The organism is Amycolatopsis australiensis (assembly GCF_900119165.1).
In the GTDB taxonomy this organism is placed as follows: domain Bacteria; phylum Actinomycetota; class Actinomycetes; order Mycobacteriales; family Pseudonocardiaceae; genus Amycolatopsis; species Amycolatopsis australiensis.
The window spans coordinates 339,761-354,653 of sequence record NZ_FPJG01000006.1; the positions used below are offsets into that span (position 1 = coordinate 339,761).

Genomic DNA, 14,893 nt, shown 5'->3' on the forward strand with positions numbered 1-14,893 from the left:
CCGCCCGTAACTCGATTACTTCGAGTAGAGCTCGACGATCAGCTGTTCCTGAACCGGAACGTCGATCTGCGCGCGCTCCGGCAGCTGGTGGACCAGCACGCGGAGGTTCGACGGGACGACCTGCAGCCACGCCGGGACCGGACGCTCGCCGAAGGACTCCTTCGCCACGACGAAGGGCAGCATCGAGAACGACTTCGGCCGCACGTCGATGATGTCCCACTTCGAGACCTGGAACGATGGGACGTTGACCTTCTTGCCGTTGACCAGGAAGTGGCCGTGGCTCACCAGCTGACGCGCCTGGCGGCGCGTGCGGGCGATGCCGGCGCGGTAGATCACGTTGTCCAGGCGGGACTCGAGGATCTGCAGCAGGTTCTCACCGGTCTTGCCCGGACGCCGGACGGCTTCCTTGTAGTACCGGACGAACTGACGCTCGAGAACGCCGTAGGTGTAGCGAGCCTTCTGCTTCTCCTGCGACTGCAGGAGGTACTCGGACTCCTTGATGCGCCCGCGGCCGTGCTGGCCCGGCGGGTAGGGGCGACGCTCGAAAGCCTGGTCGCCGCCGATGAGGTCAACCTTGAGGCGACGCGAGATACGCGTCGCGGGGCCGGTGTAACGAGCCATTTCTTCTTACTCCTCCCCGTTCCTCAGACCCGGCGCCGCTTGGGCGGGCGGCAGCCGTTGTGAGGCTGCGGGGTCACGTCCTGGATGGTGCCGACCTCGAGGCCGGCCGCCTGCAGCGAGCGGATCGCCGTCTCGCGGCCCGAACCCGGGCCCTTCACGAAGACGTCGACCTTCTTCATGCCGTGCTCGGCGGCCTTGCGCGCGGCGTTCTCGGCGGCCATCTGCGCGGCGAACGGGGTGGACTTGCGCGAGCCCTTGAAGCCCACGTGCCCACTCGACGCCCACGCGATCACGGCACCGGTCGGGTCCGTGATCGAGACGATGGTGTTGTTGAAGGTGCTCTTGATGTGCGCGTGACCGTGCGCAACGTTCTTCTTTTCCTTGCGGCGGACCTTCTTGGCCCCGGCCGCAGTACGAGACTTCGGTGGCATGTTCTGAGGGATCTCCTGTTAGCGCGCGTTCTCTTGGTGAGCGGCGACCGCTTCGGCCTGGCCGCGCCGGATGATCGAACCGGCGTCGGTGTACAGGTTGCGGAGCGCCATCGGGCGGGCGTAGAGCGCCTTGGGCGAGACACAAGCCGAGCCGCGGCGGTGAACGCCACCCATCTGCACGACCTTCTTGCCCTGGACGCTCACTTCTTGCCAGCCTTCTTCTTGCCGGCGACCGTCTTCTTCGGACCCTTGCGGGTGCGGGCGTTCGTCTTGGTGCGCTGACCACGGACGGGAAGCCCGCGGCGCCAGCGAAGACCCTCGTAGCACCCGATCTCGATCTTCCGACGGATGTCGGCGTTCACCTCGCGGCGAAGGTCACCCTCGACCTTGAAGTTCTCTTCGATGTACGTACGCAGCTTGGCGAGATCGTCATCGCTGAGGTCTTTGACGCGGGTGTCCGCGTTGATCTCGGCAGCCTTGATGAGCTGCTTCGAGCGGGTACGGCCGATGCCGTAGATGTACGTAAGCGCGATCTCCACCCGCTTTTCGCGGGGAAGGTCCACGCCAGCGAGTCGTGCCATTGGCGCTGATGCTCCTTCATAGATTTCGTCTTCAGGTCTGCTCCCCGTCCGGTTCCGGGACCGACTCGCCTGTCGTGCCCTCGGCTTGCGCTTCGGGTGTCCCGGCCCCGGCCTGAAGCCCGGGGGTGAACCGGACCGCTTGCGTGGCCCGGCAGGTGCGGGGAGTTGTGTTAGCCGTCAATCACTCTGGTCGAGTGCCGGCGATCAGCCCTGCCGCTGCTTGTGCCGCAGGTTCTCGCAGATCACCATGATCCGGCCGTGGCGGCGGATCACCTTGCACTTGTCGCAGATCTTCTTGACGCTCGGCTGGACCTTCACGTCTTCTGCTCTCCTGCTTCTGAGCTGCTCGTGATCACTTGTAGCGGTAGACGATGCGACCACGAGAGAGGTCGTAGGGCGAGAGCTCCACGACGACCCTGTCCTCCGGCAGGATGCGGATGTAGTGCTGCCGCATCTTGCCGCTGATGTGTGCCAGGACCTTGTGACCGTTCTCCAACTCGACGCGGAACATCGCGTTGGGGAGCGGCTCGACTACGCGGCCTTCGACCTCGATGGCCCCGTCTTTCTTCGCCATGTCCTCCGCATTTCCTTGGTCGACACTGCCTGTCGCTACACTGTGTGATCGAGTCGAGCACTAGTGCTGGGTTGGGTGGTGCGTCGACACACTGGTGCCCGACTCCCAAGACCGTGAATTCACGAGCGCGCAGGATCCGGGCGCGATAAGTGCGCCGACTTGACAGTGTACGCAACCCGTGTCGCGACCCCCAAACCGGGGGTGACCATGGTAGGAGATCACTGCGTTGACCCGGCGCCAACGAACGAAAGCGCAGGTCAGGCGTCTTCGGGGGCGGTGAGCACCCAGGGACCGTCCTCGGTGACCGCCACCGTGTGCTCCCAGTGGGCCGCGCGCGAGCCGTCGGCCGTGACGACCGTCCAGCCGTCGTCCAGCTCACGCGTCTCGCCGCCGCCACCGGTCAGCATCGGCTCGATCGCCAGCGCCATGCCGGGCTTGAGCCGCGGGCCCTTGCCGGGCTTGCCGACGTTCGGCAGGAACGGGTCCATGTGCATCTGGCGGCCGATGCCGTGGCCGCCGTACTCGACGATCATCCCGTAGTCGACGCCGTCGTCCCGGCCCGCGCGTTCGGCGGCCGTCTGGACGGCGTGGGAGATGTCGGTGAGCCGCCCGCCGGCGGTGACCGCCTCGATGCCGGCCCACATCGCCGCCTCGGTGGCCGCGGACAACGCCAGGTCGGCGTCGGAGACCTTGCCGATGGCCAGCGTGACGGCGGAGTCGCCGTGCCAGCCGTCGAGGATCGCGCCGCAGTCGACCGAGATGAGGTCACCGTCGGCGAGGACCTGCGTCTTCGCCGGGATGCCGTGGACGATCTGCTCGTTCACCGACGCGCAGATCGACGCCGGGAAGCCGTGGTAGCCCTTGAACGACGGCACCGCGCCCGCGTCCCGGATCGTCTGCTCGGCCAGCTCGTCGAGCTCGGCGGTGCTGACACCCGGTTTCGCGGTGGCACGGACGGCCGCCAGCGTACGGGCCACGACGAGCCCCGCGGCGCGCATGGCTTCCAGCTCGCCGGGGGTCTTGACCTCGATCATGCGCCCGCGGCGGAGCACTTGCAGAACACGCAACCCTCCGAGATTCACGTGCGGTCGCGCAGCGCTTTCAGCACCCGGCCGGAGATCTCCTCGACGCTGCCGACCCCGTCGACGGTCACCAGGATGCCGGCGTAGTACTCCAGCAGCGGCGCGGTCTCCGACACGTAGATCTGCTGGCGGCGGCGGATGACCTCTTCGGTGTCGTCCGCGCGGCCGCGCGACATGAGCCGGGCGACGACGACGTCCTCCGGGACCTGCAGCTGGATCACCGCGTCGAGCGTGACGTCGGCCTCGCCGAGGATCTCGCCGAGAACCTCGGCCTGCTTGGTGTTGCGGGGGAAGCCGTCGAGCAGGAAGCCGGCCTTCGCGTCCGGCTCCGCCAGGCGCTCGCGGACCATTTCGTTGGTCACCGAGTCGGGCACGAGCTCACCCGAGTCCAGGTAGCGCTTGGCCTCCTGGCCGAGCGGCGTCTCCTGGCCGACGTGGGCGCGGAACAGCTCACCCGTGGAGATGTGCGGGACGCGCAGCTGCTCCGACAGGGCCACCGCCTGCGTACCTTTGCCCGCACCGGGCGGGCCGACGAGAACCAGGCGCGTCACTTCAAGAACCCTTCGTAGTTGCGCTGCATCAGCTGGCTTTCGATCTGCTTCACGGTGTCGAGGCCGACACCGACCATGATCAGCACAGCCGTGCCACCGAACGGGAAGTTCTGGTTGTTCCCGCTACCGGTCACCGACAGGAAGAAGTTCGGAAGGATCGCGATGATGCCCAGGTACAGCGAGCCGGGGAGGGTGATCCGGCCGAGCACGAAGCTCAGGTACTCCGCGGTCGGACGCCCGGGACGGATGCCCGGGATGAACCCGCCGAACTTCTTCATCTCTTCCGCACGCTCGTCCACGTTGAACGTGATCGTGATGTAGAAGTACGTGAAGAAGATGATCAGCGCGAAGTACAGCAGGATGTGGACCCAGTTGCCCTGGTTCACGATGTAGTTCTTGATGAACACCTGCCAGCCGGAGTTGCTGTTCTGGTCGCCGACGAGGCGGCTGATCAGGTCCGGCAGGTACAGCAGGGACGAGGCGAAGATGACCGGGATGACGCCGGCCTGGTTCACCTTGATCGGCAGGTAGGTCGACGTGCCGCCGTACATCCGGCGGCCGATCATGCGCTTGGCGTACTGCACCGGGATCCGGCGCTGCCCCTGCTCGACGAAGATGACGCTCGCGATGATCACGAGCCCGAAGACGCAGATCATCGTCAGCGCGATGCCGCCGCCGTTGGACAGGATGTTCCCGCCCTCGACCGGGATGCGCGCGGCGATGTTCAGGAAGATCAGGACCGACATGCCGTTGCCGACGCCGCGCTCGGTGATCAGCTCGCCCAGCCACATCATGACGGCGGTGCCCGCGGTCATGGTGATGACGATGATCGCCAGCGAGTAGACGCTGTTGTCCGGGATGATCGGCGACTGGCAGTCGGGGAAGAGCTGCTTGCGGTCCGCGAGCGCGACCACGCCGGTGGCCTGCAGGATCGCCAGCGCGATCGTCAGGTACCGGGTGTACTGGGTCAGCTTGCCCTGGCCGGACTGCCCTTCCTTCTTCAGCTCCTCGAACCGCGGGATGACCACGGTGAGCAGCTGGATGATGATACTCGCCGTGATGTACGGCATGATGCCGGTCGAGAAGAGCGACAGCTGCAGCAGCGCACCGCCGCTGAACAGGTTCAGCAGCTGGTAGACGCCCTCCTGCTGCGCCTGGGAGCTACAGGCCTGGACGGCTCCGTACGAGATCCCGGGTGCCGGAATGGTCGCACCGATTCGGTAGACCGCGACGATGGCTAGCGTGAACAGGATCTTCTTGCGTAGATCCGGCGTCGCGAGAGCCGAGCGGAAGGCGCTGAACACGCGGGGGACCTCCTCGGCGTCGTCGGCCGTCCTCAACCGACGATCGGCTTGGCCGGCACGGGGCCGGCGGGAACACACAGCACTACTGGCACGCAAGCCAGGAACGCTTCGGGGCACACTCGTCCCGAAGCGTGTCGCCGACTCTAACAGCTTCACACGGCGTGTCCGCAGTGCGTGTGCGTTTTCCGTACCAAGGTTGCTCCGGCGGGTTGATCCACATCGTCGTCTTGGCTCAGAACCTTGACAGGAAGTGGATCACGCGTTCGACGTCGCGAGCACGCCGGCGAGCCCGACGAGGACCACTCCGGTGCCGCGGTCGACGTTGCGCCGGGCCCGCCGGGTCAGCTCCGCCGACTTCACGGCCGCGCCGACCCCGACGTAGACCGAGCCGGCCAGGAACTCGGCCAGCAGGTAGACCGCGCCCAGCAGTGCGATCTGGGCCGGAAAGGGCCCGTGAGCTGCGTCGATGAACTGCGGGACGAACGCGGTGAAGACGAGGATGGCCTTCGGGTTGGTGATCGCGACGCCGAACTCCTTGCGCGCGACCCGCCAGGCCGTGGTGGGCTCGGCGAGCGGCCGGACCGTGCCGGTTTTGTCCCGGAAAGTCGACCAGAGCAGGCGCACGCCGAGGAAGAGCAGGTAGCCGGCGCCGGCCCACTTGATGATCGTGAGCGCGGTCTCGGACGCGGCCAGCAGCTGCCCCAGCCCGGCCGCGACGGCGGCGATCAGCAGCGTGAAAGCGGTCAGCCTGCCGGCCAGCCCGGCGAGGCCGCGGCGAACACCCTGCGTCATCCCGTGGTGGAGCCCGAGCAGGTTGTTCGCTCCCGGCGTAAGCGCGATGAGCACCGACGCGGAGAAGAAGAGCAGCAGCCAGGACACGTTCCCACGGTAGCGGGCGCCGGCGAGCGATTATTTCGCCGCGCTCACCCGCGAACCGGCCGGGGCGTCCCGGGTAAGCCGGGGCCGCACGGCTGCGGTCATTCGTCGTCGGGCGGCAGGACGGTGATGGCGACGCCGTCGGGCGGGGTCGGGGTGTCGGCGTAGGCGAGGGCCGGGTCGGACCAGTTGTCGCCGGCGTGCCACCACGCGGGCAGGTGGGCCAGGACGGCCGCGGCGGCGGCGAGGACGGCCGCCCCGATCAGCAGCCACATGCCGGTGGCGGTGACGACCTCCAGGTCGATGCCGCCGGAGAGCGCGCCCCACCCGACCCCGCTCATGCCGATGGTGACGACGACACCGGCGGTGAAGAACGCGCCGGCGGAGACGAGCCACCGGGCGAGGCCGCGGCCGGGCCGCGAGAACCCGGCGAACGCGGCGGCGGCCAGCACGACGACGGCGAGGACCACGGGGATCCCGACGGGCGCGGCGGCCTGGTCGATGACCTGCCCGGGCACCTCGGTGTGGGTGGCCCAGGCGGTTTCGGTGACCGTGAGCCGGTCGCCGAAGAAGATCCGCGGGGCGTGCGGGTTCGGCTGCAGCCGGAAGAGCGGCAGGAAACAGCCCCCGACGGCCATCAGGGCGGCCACGGCGGTGAGAAGGGGCGGGAGGAGGCGTGCGGGGCCGGACGGGGCTTCCTGGGCTGGGAAAACGGGGATCTGGGCTGCCTGAGCCGGGGGCGGTGCGGGGTGTCCGGGTAGTTGGGCGACCGGGAACGGCGGGGACTGCGCCTCCGGCCGGGGTGCGGTGCCGTCGGCTGGGAAGGTGGGTGGCTCCGCGGCCTGTGGGCTCGGTGGTGCCTCGGGCCGGAAGGGCGGTGGAGCGGGCGTGGGCTCGGCCGGGAACGCCAGCGGACCGCCCGCCGGCTCAGCCGAGGCGCTCAGCGGCCCCGCGAGAAAGCCAGGCGCCGCCTCGGCCGGGAACGACGGCGACTCCCCCACCTGCCCAGCCGAGGCGCTCGGCGCCCCGGCGCCCGGCTCGACGCCCTCGATCTTCGGCGGTTCGACCGGGAAGCTCAGCGGGGACTCCGGGCCTTCGGGTGGGTCCTGCGACGGTCTGTCCACCTCGTGATCCTCCGTCCGGATCCGCCCCGCGGCAAGGAACCTGTCCGGCCGGGAACGCCGAAGGCCCGCCTGGCAGAGCCAGACGGGCCTTCGTACGTGTACCGCTCAGTTGGTGGTGGCGGAGCCACCGGCCGCTTCGAGCTTCTCCTTGGCGGAGCCGGAGAACGCGTCCGCGGTGACGTCCAGCTTGACGCCGTTCACGTCGCCGTTGCCGAGGACCTTCACCAGCTTGCCCTTGCGGACCAGACCGCCCTTGACGAGTTCCTCGGCGCCGATCTTGCCGCCGTCCGGGAACACGCGGGCGATGTCGCCCACGTTCACCGGCTGGTACTCGGTGCGGAAGCGGTTCTTGAAGCCACGCAGCTTCGGGAGCCGCATGTGGATGGGCATCTGCCCACCCTCGAACCCGGCGGGCACGTTCTTCCGGGCCTTGGTGCCCTTCGTACCGCGACCGGCCGTCTTGCCCTTCGAACCCTCACCACGGCCCACGCGGATCTTGTCGCGCTTGGCGCCCGGAGCCGGACGCAGGTGGTGGATCTTGATGGCCGTCATGCCTGGACCTCCTCGACCTCCACCAGATGGCGGACGGTGTGGATCAGGCCGCGCACCTGGGGGGTGTCTTCACGCACGACGCTCTGGCGGATCTTGCGCAGCCCGAGGGTGCGCAGCGACTCGCGGTGAGCGTGCTTCGTGCCGATTTTGCTCTTGACCTGGGTGACCTTGAGCTGAGCCATGAGATCAGACCCCCTGGCCGGCACGCTGGCGCAGCATCCGGGCCGGGGCGACGTCCTCGAGCGGCAGGCCACGGCGGGCCGCCACCTCCTCCGGACGCTGCAGACCCTTCAGAGCCGCCACGGTCGCGTGCACGATGTTGATGGCGTTGTCGGAGCCGAGCGACTTCGACAGCACGTCGTGGACACCCGCGCACTCCAGCACCGCGCGCACCGGGCCACCGGCGATGACGCCGGTACCGGCCGAAGCCGGACGGAGCAGCACGACACCGGCGGCCTCCTCACCCTGGATCGGGTGCGGGATGGTGCCGCCGACGCGCGGGACGCGGAAGAAGTTCTTCTTCGCTTCCTCGACGCCCTTGGCGATGGCCGCGGGAACTTCCTTGGCCTTGCCGTAGCCGACGCCGACCTGACCGTCGCCGTCACCGACGACCACCAGGGCGGTGAAGCTGAAGCGACGACCGCCCTTGACGACCTTGGCGACGCGGTTGATCGTCACGACCTTCTCGAGGTGCGGGGTCTTGTCCTGGGCCGCCCCGCCACGGCCGCTGTCGCGCCGGTCCCGGCGGTCGCGACGGTCACCGCGGTCGTTGCCGCCCTGCCCGCCGGGTCCGCCCTGGCCGCCGCCGAATTGCCGTGTACGTCCCGGCATCAGGCTGTCCTTCCCTGCTTCTGCAACTGCGTCATTCTCAGAACTCCAACCCCGCCTCGCGGGCGGCGTCGGCGAGCGCGGCGATGCGGCCGTGGTAGGCGTTGCCGCCACGGTCGAACACCACAGCCGAGATCCCGGCGCTCTTGGCACGCGCGGCGACGAGTTCCCCGACCTTGGCGGCCTTGGCCTTCTTGTCGCCCTCGAGCGCCCGGACGTCCGCCTCGAGGGTGGACGCCGACGCCAGGGTGTGACCGGCGAGGTCGTCGATCACCTGCACGGCGATGTGCCGCGAGGACCGCTTGACGACCAGGCGCGGACGCTGGTCCGTGCCCGAGACCTTCTTGCGGAGGCGGAAGTGCCGACGGGCCTTCGCGACGCGGCGGCGGGTCGAGATGTCCTTGCCCACCGGCTTGCGCTTCGTAGTCGTGTCGCTCATGATCACTTACCCGTCTTTCCGACCTTGCGGCGGATCTTCTCACCCTCGTACCGCAGGCCCTTGCCCTTGTACGGGTCCGGGCGCCGCAGCCGGCGGATGACCGCCGAGATCTGGCCGACCTTCTGCTTGTCGATGCCGGAGACCGAGAACCGGGTCGGGCTCTCCACCTTGAAGGTGATGCCTTCCGGGGCCTCGATCTTCACCGGGTGGCTGTAGCCGAGGGCGAACTCGAGGTCCGAGCCCTTGGCCTGCACGCGGTAACCGACGCCGTGGATCTCGAGCTTCTTCTCGTAGCCCGAGGTCACCCCCACGACCAGGTTGTTCACCAGCGTGCGGGTGAGGCCGTGCAGAGCCTTGCTGGTGCGCTCGTCGTCCGGGCGCTTGACCACCAGCGCGCCGTCCTCGCCGCGCTCGACCGTGATCGGCTCGGCGACGGTGTGCTCCAGGGTGCCCTTGGGACCCTTGACCGTGATGTGCTGACCGTCGATGGTCACCTCGACCCCGGAAGGGACGGCGACCGGCAGCTTTCCGATGCGTGACATGCCTGTACCCCCTTCCTTACCAGACGTAGGCGAGGACTTCGCCGCCCACGCTGTTGCGCTTGGCCTGCCGGTCGGTCTGCAGGCCCGAGGACGTCGAAATGATCGCGATGCCCAGGCCGCCGAGCACGGACGGCAGTTCGGTCGATTTGGCGTAGACCCGCAGGCCGGGCTTGGAGACACGCCGGAGGCCGGCGATGCTCCGCTCACGGTTGGGGCCGTACTTGAGCTCGACGACGAGGTTCTTGTGCTTCTCGCCCGGCTCGTCGCGGTAACCCGCGATGTAGCCCTCGCGCTTGAGGATCTCGGCGATGTTCGCCTTGAGCTTCGAGTGCGGGAGCTTGACCTCGTCGTGGTACGCCGAGTTCGCGTTGCGCAGACGCGTCAAGAAGTCTGCGATGGGGTCGGTCATCGTCATGGTGACCTGTCAACCTTTCTCGCCCTGGTTCCCCGCCCGCCGGAGCGGGCGGGGCCTGTGGCGAAGTGGAGTTTTAAAAAGGCTCTTACCAGCTGGACTTGCGGACGCCGGGCAGCTCGCCCGCGTGTGCCATCTCGCGAAGGCAGATCCGGCAGAGCCCGAACTTGCGGAACACGGCGTGCGGGCGGCCGCACCGCTGGCAGCGGGTGTAGGCGCGCACGGCGAACTTCGGCTTCTTCGCGGCCTTGTGGACCAGTGCTTTCTTGGCCATCGGCTCAGTTCTCCTTGAACGGGAAGCCGAGCTTGCGCAGCAGCGCCCGGCCCTCGTCGTCGTTCGTAGCGGTCGTGACGACGGTGACGTCCATGCCGCGCGGGCGGTCGATGGAGTCGGGGTCGATCTCGTGGAACATCGACTGCTCGTTGAGACCGAACGTGTAGTTGCCGTGGCCGTCGAACTGCTTCGGCGAAAGCCCGCGGAAGTCGCGGATACGCGGCAGCGCGATGGTCAGCAGCCGGTCGAGGAACTCCCACATGCGGTCGCCGCGCAGCGTGACGCGCGCGCCGATCGGCTGGCCCTCGCGCAGCTTGAACTGCGCGATGGACTTGCGGGCCTTGCGGACCTCGGGCTTCTGGCCGGTGATCGCGGCGAGGTCGCGGACCGCGCCTTCGATCAGCTTGCTGTCGCGGGCGGCGTCGCCGACGCCCATGTTGACGACGACCTTCACCACGCCCGGGATCTGGTGGACGTTGGCGAAGGAGAACTCCGCCTGCAGCTGGCCCTTGATCTCGTCGCGGTAGCGCACCTTGAGGCGCGGCGCGACCTTCTCTGCGGTGGTCATCAGATGTCCTTACCGTTCCGGCGCGAGATCCGGACCTTCTTGCCGTCCTCGCCGATGCGGTAACCCACCCGGGTCGGCTTGCCGTCCGAGTCGACCACCATCACGTTCGAGACGTGGATCGGCGCCTCCTGCGTGACGATGCCACCGGACTGCGCGCCGCGCTGGGTCTGGGTGATCCGCGTGTGCTTCTTGATCCGGTTCACGCCCTCGACCAGCACCCGCTGACGCTCCGGGTAAGCCTGGATGACCTTGCCCTTGGCGCCCTTGTCCTTGCCGGCGATGACGACGACCGTGTCGCCCTTCTTCACCTTCATCACAGCACCTCCGGCGCGAGCGAAATGATCTTCATGAACTTTCGGTCGCGCAGCTCGCGGCCCACCGGGCCGAAGATGCGGGTGCCCCGGGGCTCGTTGTCGTTCTTGATGAGCACGGCGGCGTTCTCGTCGAACCGGATGTAGGAACCGTCCGGACGACGGCGCTCCTTGACCGTGCGGACGATGACGGCCTTGACGACGTCGCCCTTCTTCACCCCGGCAGCCGGGATGGCGTCCTTCACGGTGGCGACGATGATGTCGCCGATGCCGGCGTAGCGCCGCCCGGAGCCACCGAGAACCCGGATGCAGAGGATTTCCTTCGCACCCGTGTTGTCGGCTACCCGAAGCCGCGACTCCTGCTGGATCACGTCAACTCCTGTATGTCGCGCCGGTTCTCGCCCGCTTGTGAGGTCCACATTGGCGAGCCTTGCGGAACTAAAGACTCCTGAGAGCCCTGCTTACTTGGCCTTCTCCACGATCTGCACCAGGCGCCAGCGCTTCGTCGCCGACAGCGGACGGGTCTCCATCAGGGTGACCCGGTCGCCCACGCCGGCCTCGTTGTTCTCGTCGTGCACCTTCACCTTGGAGGTGGTGCGGACGACCTTCGAGTAGCGGGGGTGCTTCTTGCGGTCCTCGAGCTCGACCACGATCGTCTTGTTCATCTTGTCCGAGACGACGTAGCCCTCACGAACCTTGCGGTAGTTCCGGGCCGTCGCCTCGGTGGTGGGCTCGCTCATGCGGCACCTTCACTCTCGGCGTCGGGGGCAACGGACAGGCCGAGTTCACGCTCGCGCATGACCGTGTAGATCCGCGCGATGTCCGTGCGGACAGTGCGCAGACGGCGGTTGTTGTCGAGCTGCCCGGTCGCCATCTGGAAACGGAGGTTGAACAGCTCCTCCTTGTACTCCTTGAGACGCAGGACGAGCTCTTCCGCGGTGAGCTCACGCAGCTCCGATGCCTGAACGGCTCCGCTCGCCATCAGAACTCACCACCTTCACGGGTCACGATGCGGCACTTCATGGGCAGCTTGTGGATCGCGCGGCGGAGCGCCTCACGGGCGGTCTCCTCGTTCGGGAACGAGATCTCGAACATCACGCGGCCCGGCTTCACGTTGGCGATCCACCACTCGGGCGAACCCTTACCGGAACCCATGCGGGTCTCGGCCGGCTTCTTGGTCAGCGGGCGGTCCGGGTAGATGGTCGTCCACACCTTGCCACCACGCTTGATGTGACGGGTCATGGCGATACGAGCGGACTCGATCTGCCGGTTCGTCACGTAGCTGTGCTCAAGCGCCTGGATGCCGTACTCGCCGAAGTTGACCTTCGTGCCACCCTTGGCGGCGCCGTGGCGCTTCGGGGAGTGCTGCTTCCGGTGCTTGACCCTGCGCGGGATGAGCACGTCTCAGCCCTCCGTCTTTTCTGCGGTCTCGGTGGCCGGGGCCGCCGGGGCCTCGGTCGTGGCGGCAGCGGCCGCACGACCGGCTTCGGTCGAGGTGGCGGTCGTGCCCGAGGCGCCGGAACGACGCGGACGGGACGGCCGGTCGCTGCGGTCGCGGTCGCGACGCGGCGCGCGCTCGGCGGCGTCACGCGCTTCGCGGGCCTTCAGGCCACCGACGAGCTCACCCTTGTAGATCCACACCTTGACGCCGATGCGGCCGAAGGTCGTCTTGGCCTCGAAGAAGCCGTAGTCGATGTCGGCGCGCAGCGTGTGCAGCGGGACCCGGCCGTCGCGGTAGTGCTCGGAACGGGACATCTCGGCGCCGCCGAGACGACCGCCGCACTGCACGCGGATGCCCTTGACCTGCGGCGAGCGCATGGAGGTCTGGATCGCCTTCCGCATCGCGCGGCGGAACGCCACGCGGTTGGACAGCTGCTCCGCGACCGCCTGGGCGACCAGCTGGGCGTCGGCCTCGGGGTTCTTGACCTCGAGGATGTTCAGCTGGACCTGCTTCTTGGTCAGCTTCTCCAGCGCGCCGCGGATCCGGTCGGCCTCCGCGCCGCGGCGGCCGATGACGATGCCCGGCCGGGCGGTGTGGATGTCGACGCGGACGCGGTCACGCGTGCGCTCGATCTCGACCTTGGAGATGCCCGCGCGCTCCATGCCGGTGGCGAGGAGCTTGCGGATCTTGACGTCCTCGGCCACGTACTCGGCGTACTGCTTGTCGGCGTACCAGCGCGACTTCCAGTCCGTGGTGATACCCAGGCGGAAACCGTGCGGGTTGATCTTCTGGCCCACTACCGGCCACCTGCCTTCTTGTTGCTCTTCTTCTCCGCGGGGCGGGACTCGACCACGACGGTGATGTGGCTCGTCCGCTTGCGGATCCGGTAAGCGCGGCCCTGGGCACGCGGACGGATGCGCTTGAGGGTCGGGCCCTCGTCGGCCGTCGCGGACTTGATCCAGAGCGTCTCCGGGTCCAGCTGGAGGTTGTTCTCGGCGTTGGCCGCCGCGCTGGCGATGACCTTCGCGAGCGGGGTGCTGGCCGCCTGCGGCGCGAACCGGAGCACGGCCAGGGCCTCGCTGACGCTACGACCCTTGACGAGCTCGATCACCCGGCGCACCTTGGTCGGCGAATCCCGGACGAAACGAGCCCGCGCGACGGCCGTAGGCAGCTCTTCTGCCGTGGCCGCGTTGGACTGGGCGTTCATCTGCTTCCCTTAACTGTCTCGTGCCCGCTCAGCGGCGGCGCGACTTGCGGTCGTCCTTGATGTGGCCCTTGAAGGTCCGCGTCGGGGCGAACTCGCCCAGCTTGTGACCCACCATCGCCTCGGTGACGAACACCGGGACGTGCTTGCGGCCGTCGTGCACCGCGATCGTGTGACCCAGGAAGTCCGGGATGATCGTGGAGCGGCGGGACCAGGTCTTGATGACCGTCTTCTTGCCCGATTCGTTCAGCGCGTCCACCTTCTTGAGCAGGTGGTCGTCCACGAACGGGCCCTTCTTCAGGCTGCGTGGCATGTGCTTCTACCTCCCTGCTCAGCGCTTCTTGCCGGTACGCCGGCGGCGGACGATGAGGGCGTCGGACGGCTTGCGCCGGCGCGTACGGCCCTCGGGCTTACCGTTCGGGTTGACCGGGTGACGACCACCGGAGGTCTTCCCTTCACCACCACCGTGCGGGTGGTCGACCGGGTTCATGACGACACCGCGGACGGTGGGGCGCTTGCCGCGCCAGCGGTTGCGGCCGGCCTTACCCCAGTTGATGTTCGCGTGCTCGGAGTTGCCCACCTCGCCGACGGTCGCGCGGTTGCGCACGTCGACGTTGCGGATCTCGCCCGACGGCATGCGGAGCTGCGCGTACGGCCCGTCCTTCGCGACCAGCTGGACGCGGGCGCCGGCGGAGCGGGCGATCTTCGCGCCGCCACCGGGGCGGAGCTCGATCGCGTGCACCACGGTGCCGACCGGGATGTTGCGCAGCGGCAGGTTGTTGCCGGGCTTGATGTCGGCGCGCGGACCGTTCTCGATCGTGTCGCCCTGCTTCAGCTTGTCCGGCGCGATGATGTAGCGCTTCTCGCCGTCGGCGTAGTGCAGCAGCGCGATGCGCGCGGTGCGGTTGGGGTCGTACTCGATGTGCGCGACCTTGGCCGGGATGCCGTCCTTGTCATTGCGACGGAAGTCGATGACGCGGTAAGCCCGCTTGTGGCCGCCACCCTTGTGCCGGGTGGTGATCTTGCCGGACGAGTTGCGACCGCCCGAACCGCTCAGCGGACGCAGCAGCGACTTCTCCGGGGTGGAGCGGGTGATCTCGGCGAAGTCCGAGACGCTCGAACCGCGACGACCCGGGGTCGTCGGCTTGTACTTGCGGATGCCCATTGTCAGCTCAGTC

Annotated in this window: 28 protein-coding genes; all 28 read right to left on the reverse strand. The window is 68.2% G+C overall.

Going from position 1 to position 14,893, the window contains the following annotated elements; translation table 11 throughout:
- Nucleotides 1–15: 15 nt before the first annotated feature.
- Complete coding sequence (gene rpsD / locus BT341_RS02645) at nucleotides 16–621, reverse strand: 30S ribosomal protein S4 (RefSeq protein WP_072474749.1); 606 nt, start codon at nucleotides 619–621, stop codon at nucleotides 16–18.
- Nucleotides 622–644: 23 nt separating this feature from the next.
- Nucleotides 645–1,052, reverse strand: a complete 408-nt coding sequence (gene rpsK, locus BT341_RS02650) for a 30S ribosomal protein S11 (RefSeq protein ID WP_004558885.1) — start codon at nucleotides 1,050–1,052, stop codon at nucleotides 645–647.
- 18 nt (nucleotides 1,053–1,070) lie between these two features.
- Entirely contained in the window at nucleotides 1,071–1,256 is a 186-nt protein-coding gene (locus BT341_RS02655) for a hypothetical protein (protein ID WP_004558884.1), read from the reverse strand.
- On the reverse strand, nucleotides 1,253–1,633 hold the full coding sequence (rpsM, locus tag BT341_RS02660; protein WP_072474750.1) for a 30S ribosomal protein S13: 381 nt from the start codon (nucleotides 1,631–1,633) through the stop codon (nucleotides 1,253–1,255). The genes BT341_RS02655 and rpsM overlap by 4 nt, the downstream gene beginning before the upstream one ends.
- 204 nt (nucleotides 1,634–1,837) lie before the next feature.
- Nucleotides 1,838–1,951, reverse strand: a complete 114-nt coding sequence (rpmJ, locus tag BT341_RS02665) for a 50S ribosomal protein L36 (RefSeq protein WP_004558882.1) — start codon at nucleotides 1,949–1,951, stop codon at nucleotides 1,838–1,840.
- Between the two features lie 34 nt (nucleotides 1,952–1,985).
- Nucleotides 1,986–2,207: a translation initiation factor IF-1 gene (gene infA / locus BT341_RS02670; RefSeq protein ID WP_004558881.1), complete on the reverse strand. Its 222-nt coding sequence runs from the start codon at nucleotides 2,205–2,207 to the stop codon at nucleotides 1,986–1,988.
- Between the two features lie 257 nt (nucleotides 2,208–2,464).
- Nucleotides 2,465–3,241, reverse strand: coding sequence for a type I methionyl aminopeptidase (gene map, locus BT341_RS02675; RefSeq protein ID WP_072474751.1), 777 nt, complete (start codon nucleotides 3,239–3,241; stop codon nucleotides 2,465–2,467).
- Nucleotides 3,242–3,285: 44 nt separating this feature from the next.
- Nucleotides 3,286–3,840, reverse strand: a complete 555-nt coding sequence (locus BT341_RS02680; protein ID WP_072474752.1) for an adenylate kinase — start codon at nucleotides 3,838–3,840, stop codon at nucleotides 3,286–3,288.
- A complete protein-coding gene (gene secY, locus BT341_RS02685; RefSeq protein ID WP_072481747.1) occupies nucleotides 3,837–5,144 on the reverse strand; it encodes a preprotein translocase subunit SecY in 1,308 nt (435 codons plus the stop codon). Before secY ends, BT341_RS02680 begins: the two co-directional genes overlap by 4 nt.
- 255 nt (nucleotides 5,145–5,399) lie before the next feature.
- Nucleotides 5,400–6,023, reverse strand: coding sequence for a LysE family translocator (locus tag BT341_RS02690; protein WP_245804871.1), 624 nt, complete (start codon nucleotides 6,021–6,023; stop codon nucleotides 5,400–5,402).
- A 98-nt stretch (nucleotides 6,024–6,121) separates the two neighbouring features.
- Nucleotides 6,122–6,670 (reverse strand): hypothetical protein, encoded by a 549-nt coding sequence (locus BT341_RS02695; protein WP_245804872.1) that lies wholly within the window; start codon nucleotides 6,668–6,670, stop codon nucleotides 6,122–6,124.
- Nucleotides 6,671–7,249: 579 nt separating this feature from the next.
- A complete protein-coding gene (gene rplO / locus BT341_RS02700; RefSeq protein WP_072474754.1) occupies nucleotides 7,250–7,696 on the reverse strand; it encodes a 50S ribosomal protein L15 in 447 nt (148 codons plus the stop codon).
- A complete protein-coding gene (rpmD, locus tag BT341_RS02705) occupies nucleotides 7,693–7,878 on the reverse strand; it encodes a 50S ribosomal protein L30 (RefSeq protein WP_004558875.1) in 186 nt (61 codons plus the stop codon). The genes rplO and rpmD overlap by 4 nt, the downstream gene beginning before the upstream one ends.
- Before the next feature lie 4 nt (nucleotides 7,879–7,882).
- Complete coding sequence (gene rpsE / locus BT341_RS02710) at nucleotides 7,883–8,527, reverse strand: 30S ribosomal protein S5 (protein WP_004558874.1); 645 nt, start codon at nucleotides 8,525–8,527, stop codon at nucleotides 7,883–7,885.
- Between the two features lie 37 nt (nucleotides 8,528–8,564).
- Entirely contained in the window at nucleotides 8,565–8,963 is a 399-nt protein-coding gene (rplR, locus tag BT341_RS02715) for a 50S ribosomal protein L18 (RefSeq protein ID WP_072474755.1), read from the reverse strand.
- A gap of 2 nt (nucleotides 8,964–8,965) precedes the next feature.
- Nucleotides 8,966–9,505, reverse strand: a complete 540-nt coding sequence (gene rplF, locus BT341_RS02720) for a 50S ribosomal protein L6 (RefSeq protein WP_072474756.1) — start codon at nucleotides 9,503–9,505, stop codon at nucleotides 8,966–8,968.
- A gap of 16 nt (nucleotides 9,506–9,521) precedes the next feature.
- Nucleotides 9,522–9,920: a 30S ribosomal protein S8 gene (gene rpsH, locus BT341_RS02725; protein ID WP_072474757.1), complete on the reverse strand. Its 399-nt coding sequence runs from the start codon at nucleotides 9,918–9,920 to the stop codon at nucleotides 9,522–9,524.
- An 85-nt stretch (nucleotides 9,921–10,005) separates the two neighbouring features.
- Complete coding sequence (locus tag BT341_RS02730; protein ID WP_004558870.1) at nucleotides 10,006–10,191, reverse strand: type Z 30S ribosomal protein S14; 186 nt, start codon at nucleotides 10,189–10,191, stop codon at nucleotides 10,006–10,008.
- A 4-nt stretch (nucleotides 10,192–10,195) separates the two neighbouring features.
- Nucleotides 10,196–10,759, reverse strand: coding sequence for a 50S ribosomal protein L5 (rplE, locus tag BT341_RS02735; protein ID WP_072474758.1), 564 nt, complete (start codon nucleotides 10,757–10,759; stop codon nucleotides 10,196–10,198).
- Nucleotides 10,759–11,073 (reverse strand): 50S ribosomal protein L24, encoded by a 315-nt coding sequence (gene rplX, locus BT341_RS02740; RefSeq protein ID WP_072474759.1) that lies wholly within the window; start codon nucleotides 11,071–11,073, stop codon nucleotides 10,759–10,761. The genes rplE and rplX overlap by 1 nt, the downstream gene beginning before the upstream one ends.
- Entirely contained in the window at nucleotides 11,073–11,441 is a 369-nt protein-coding gene (rplN, locus tag BT341_RS02745) for a 50S ribosomal protein L14 (protein WP_004558867.1), read from the reverse strand. The genes rplX and rplN overlap by 1 nt, the downstream gene beginning before the upstream one ends.
- Before the next feature lie 90 nt (nucleotides 11,442–11,531).
- Nucleotides 11,532–11,810 (reverse strand): 30S ribosomal protein S17, encoded by a 279-nt coding sequence (gene rpsQ, locus BT341_RS02750; RefSeq protein WP_072474760.1) that lies wholly within the window; start codon nucleotides 11,808–11,810, stop codon nucleotides 11,532–11,534.
- Nucleotides 11,807–12,052 carry a 50S ribosomal protein L29 gene (gene rpmC / locus BT341_RS02755; protein ID WP_033291188.1) on the reverse strand — a complete coding sequence of 82 codons (246 nt, stop codon included), beginning with the start codon at nucleotides 12,050–12,052 and terminating at the stop codon, nucleotides 11,807–11,809. Before rpmC ends, rpsQ begins: the two co-directional genes overlap by 4 nt.
- Nucleotides 12,052–12,471 (reverse strand): 50S ribosomal protein L16, encoded by a 420-nt coding sequence (gene rplP / locus BT341_RS02760; protein ID WP_005166782.1) that lies wholly within the window; start codon nucleotides 12,469–12,471, stop codon nucleotides 12,052–12,054. Before rplP ends, rpmC begins: the two co-directional genes overlap by 1 nt.
- Before the next feature lie 3 nt (nucleotides 12,472–12,474).
- Nucleotides 12,475–13,308, reverse strand: a complete 834-nt coding sequence (gene rpsC, locus BT341_RS02765; RefSeq protein ID WP_072474761.1) for a 30S ribosomal protein S3 — start codon at nucleotides 13,306–13,308, stop codon at nucleotides 12,475–12,477.
- Nucleotides 13,308–13,718 carry a 50S ribosomal protein L22 gene (rplV, locus tag BT341_RS02770; protein ID WP_072474762.1) on the reverse strand — a complete coding sequence of 137 codons (411 nt, stop codon included), beginning with the start codon at nucleotides 13,716–13,718 and terminating at the stop codon, nucleotides 13,308–13,310. The genes rpsC and rplV overlap by 1 nt, the downstream gene beginning before the upstream one ends.
- A 28-nt stretch (nucleotides 13,719–13,746) precedes the next feature.
- Complete coding sequence (gene rpsS, locus BT341_RS02775) at nucleotides 13,747–14,028, reverse strand: 30S ribosomal protein S19 (protein ID WP_003102083.1); 282 nt, start codon at nucleotides 14,026–14,028, stop codon at nucleotides 13,747–13,749.
- Nucleotides 14,029–14,046: 18 nt separating this feature from the next.
- The gene (gene rplB / locus BT341_RS02780; RefSeq protein WP_072474763.1) at nucleotides 14,047–14,880 is read right to left on the reverse strand and encodes a 50S ribosomal protein L2; all 834 of its coding nucleotides are present in this window, start codon (nucleotides 14,878–14,880) and stop codon (nucleotides 14,047–14,049) included.
- Between the last annotated feature and the right edge of the window lie 13 nt (nucleotides 14,881–14,893).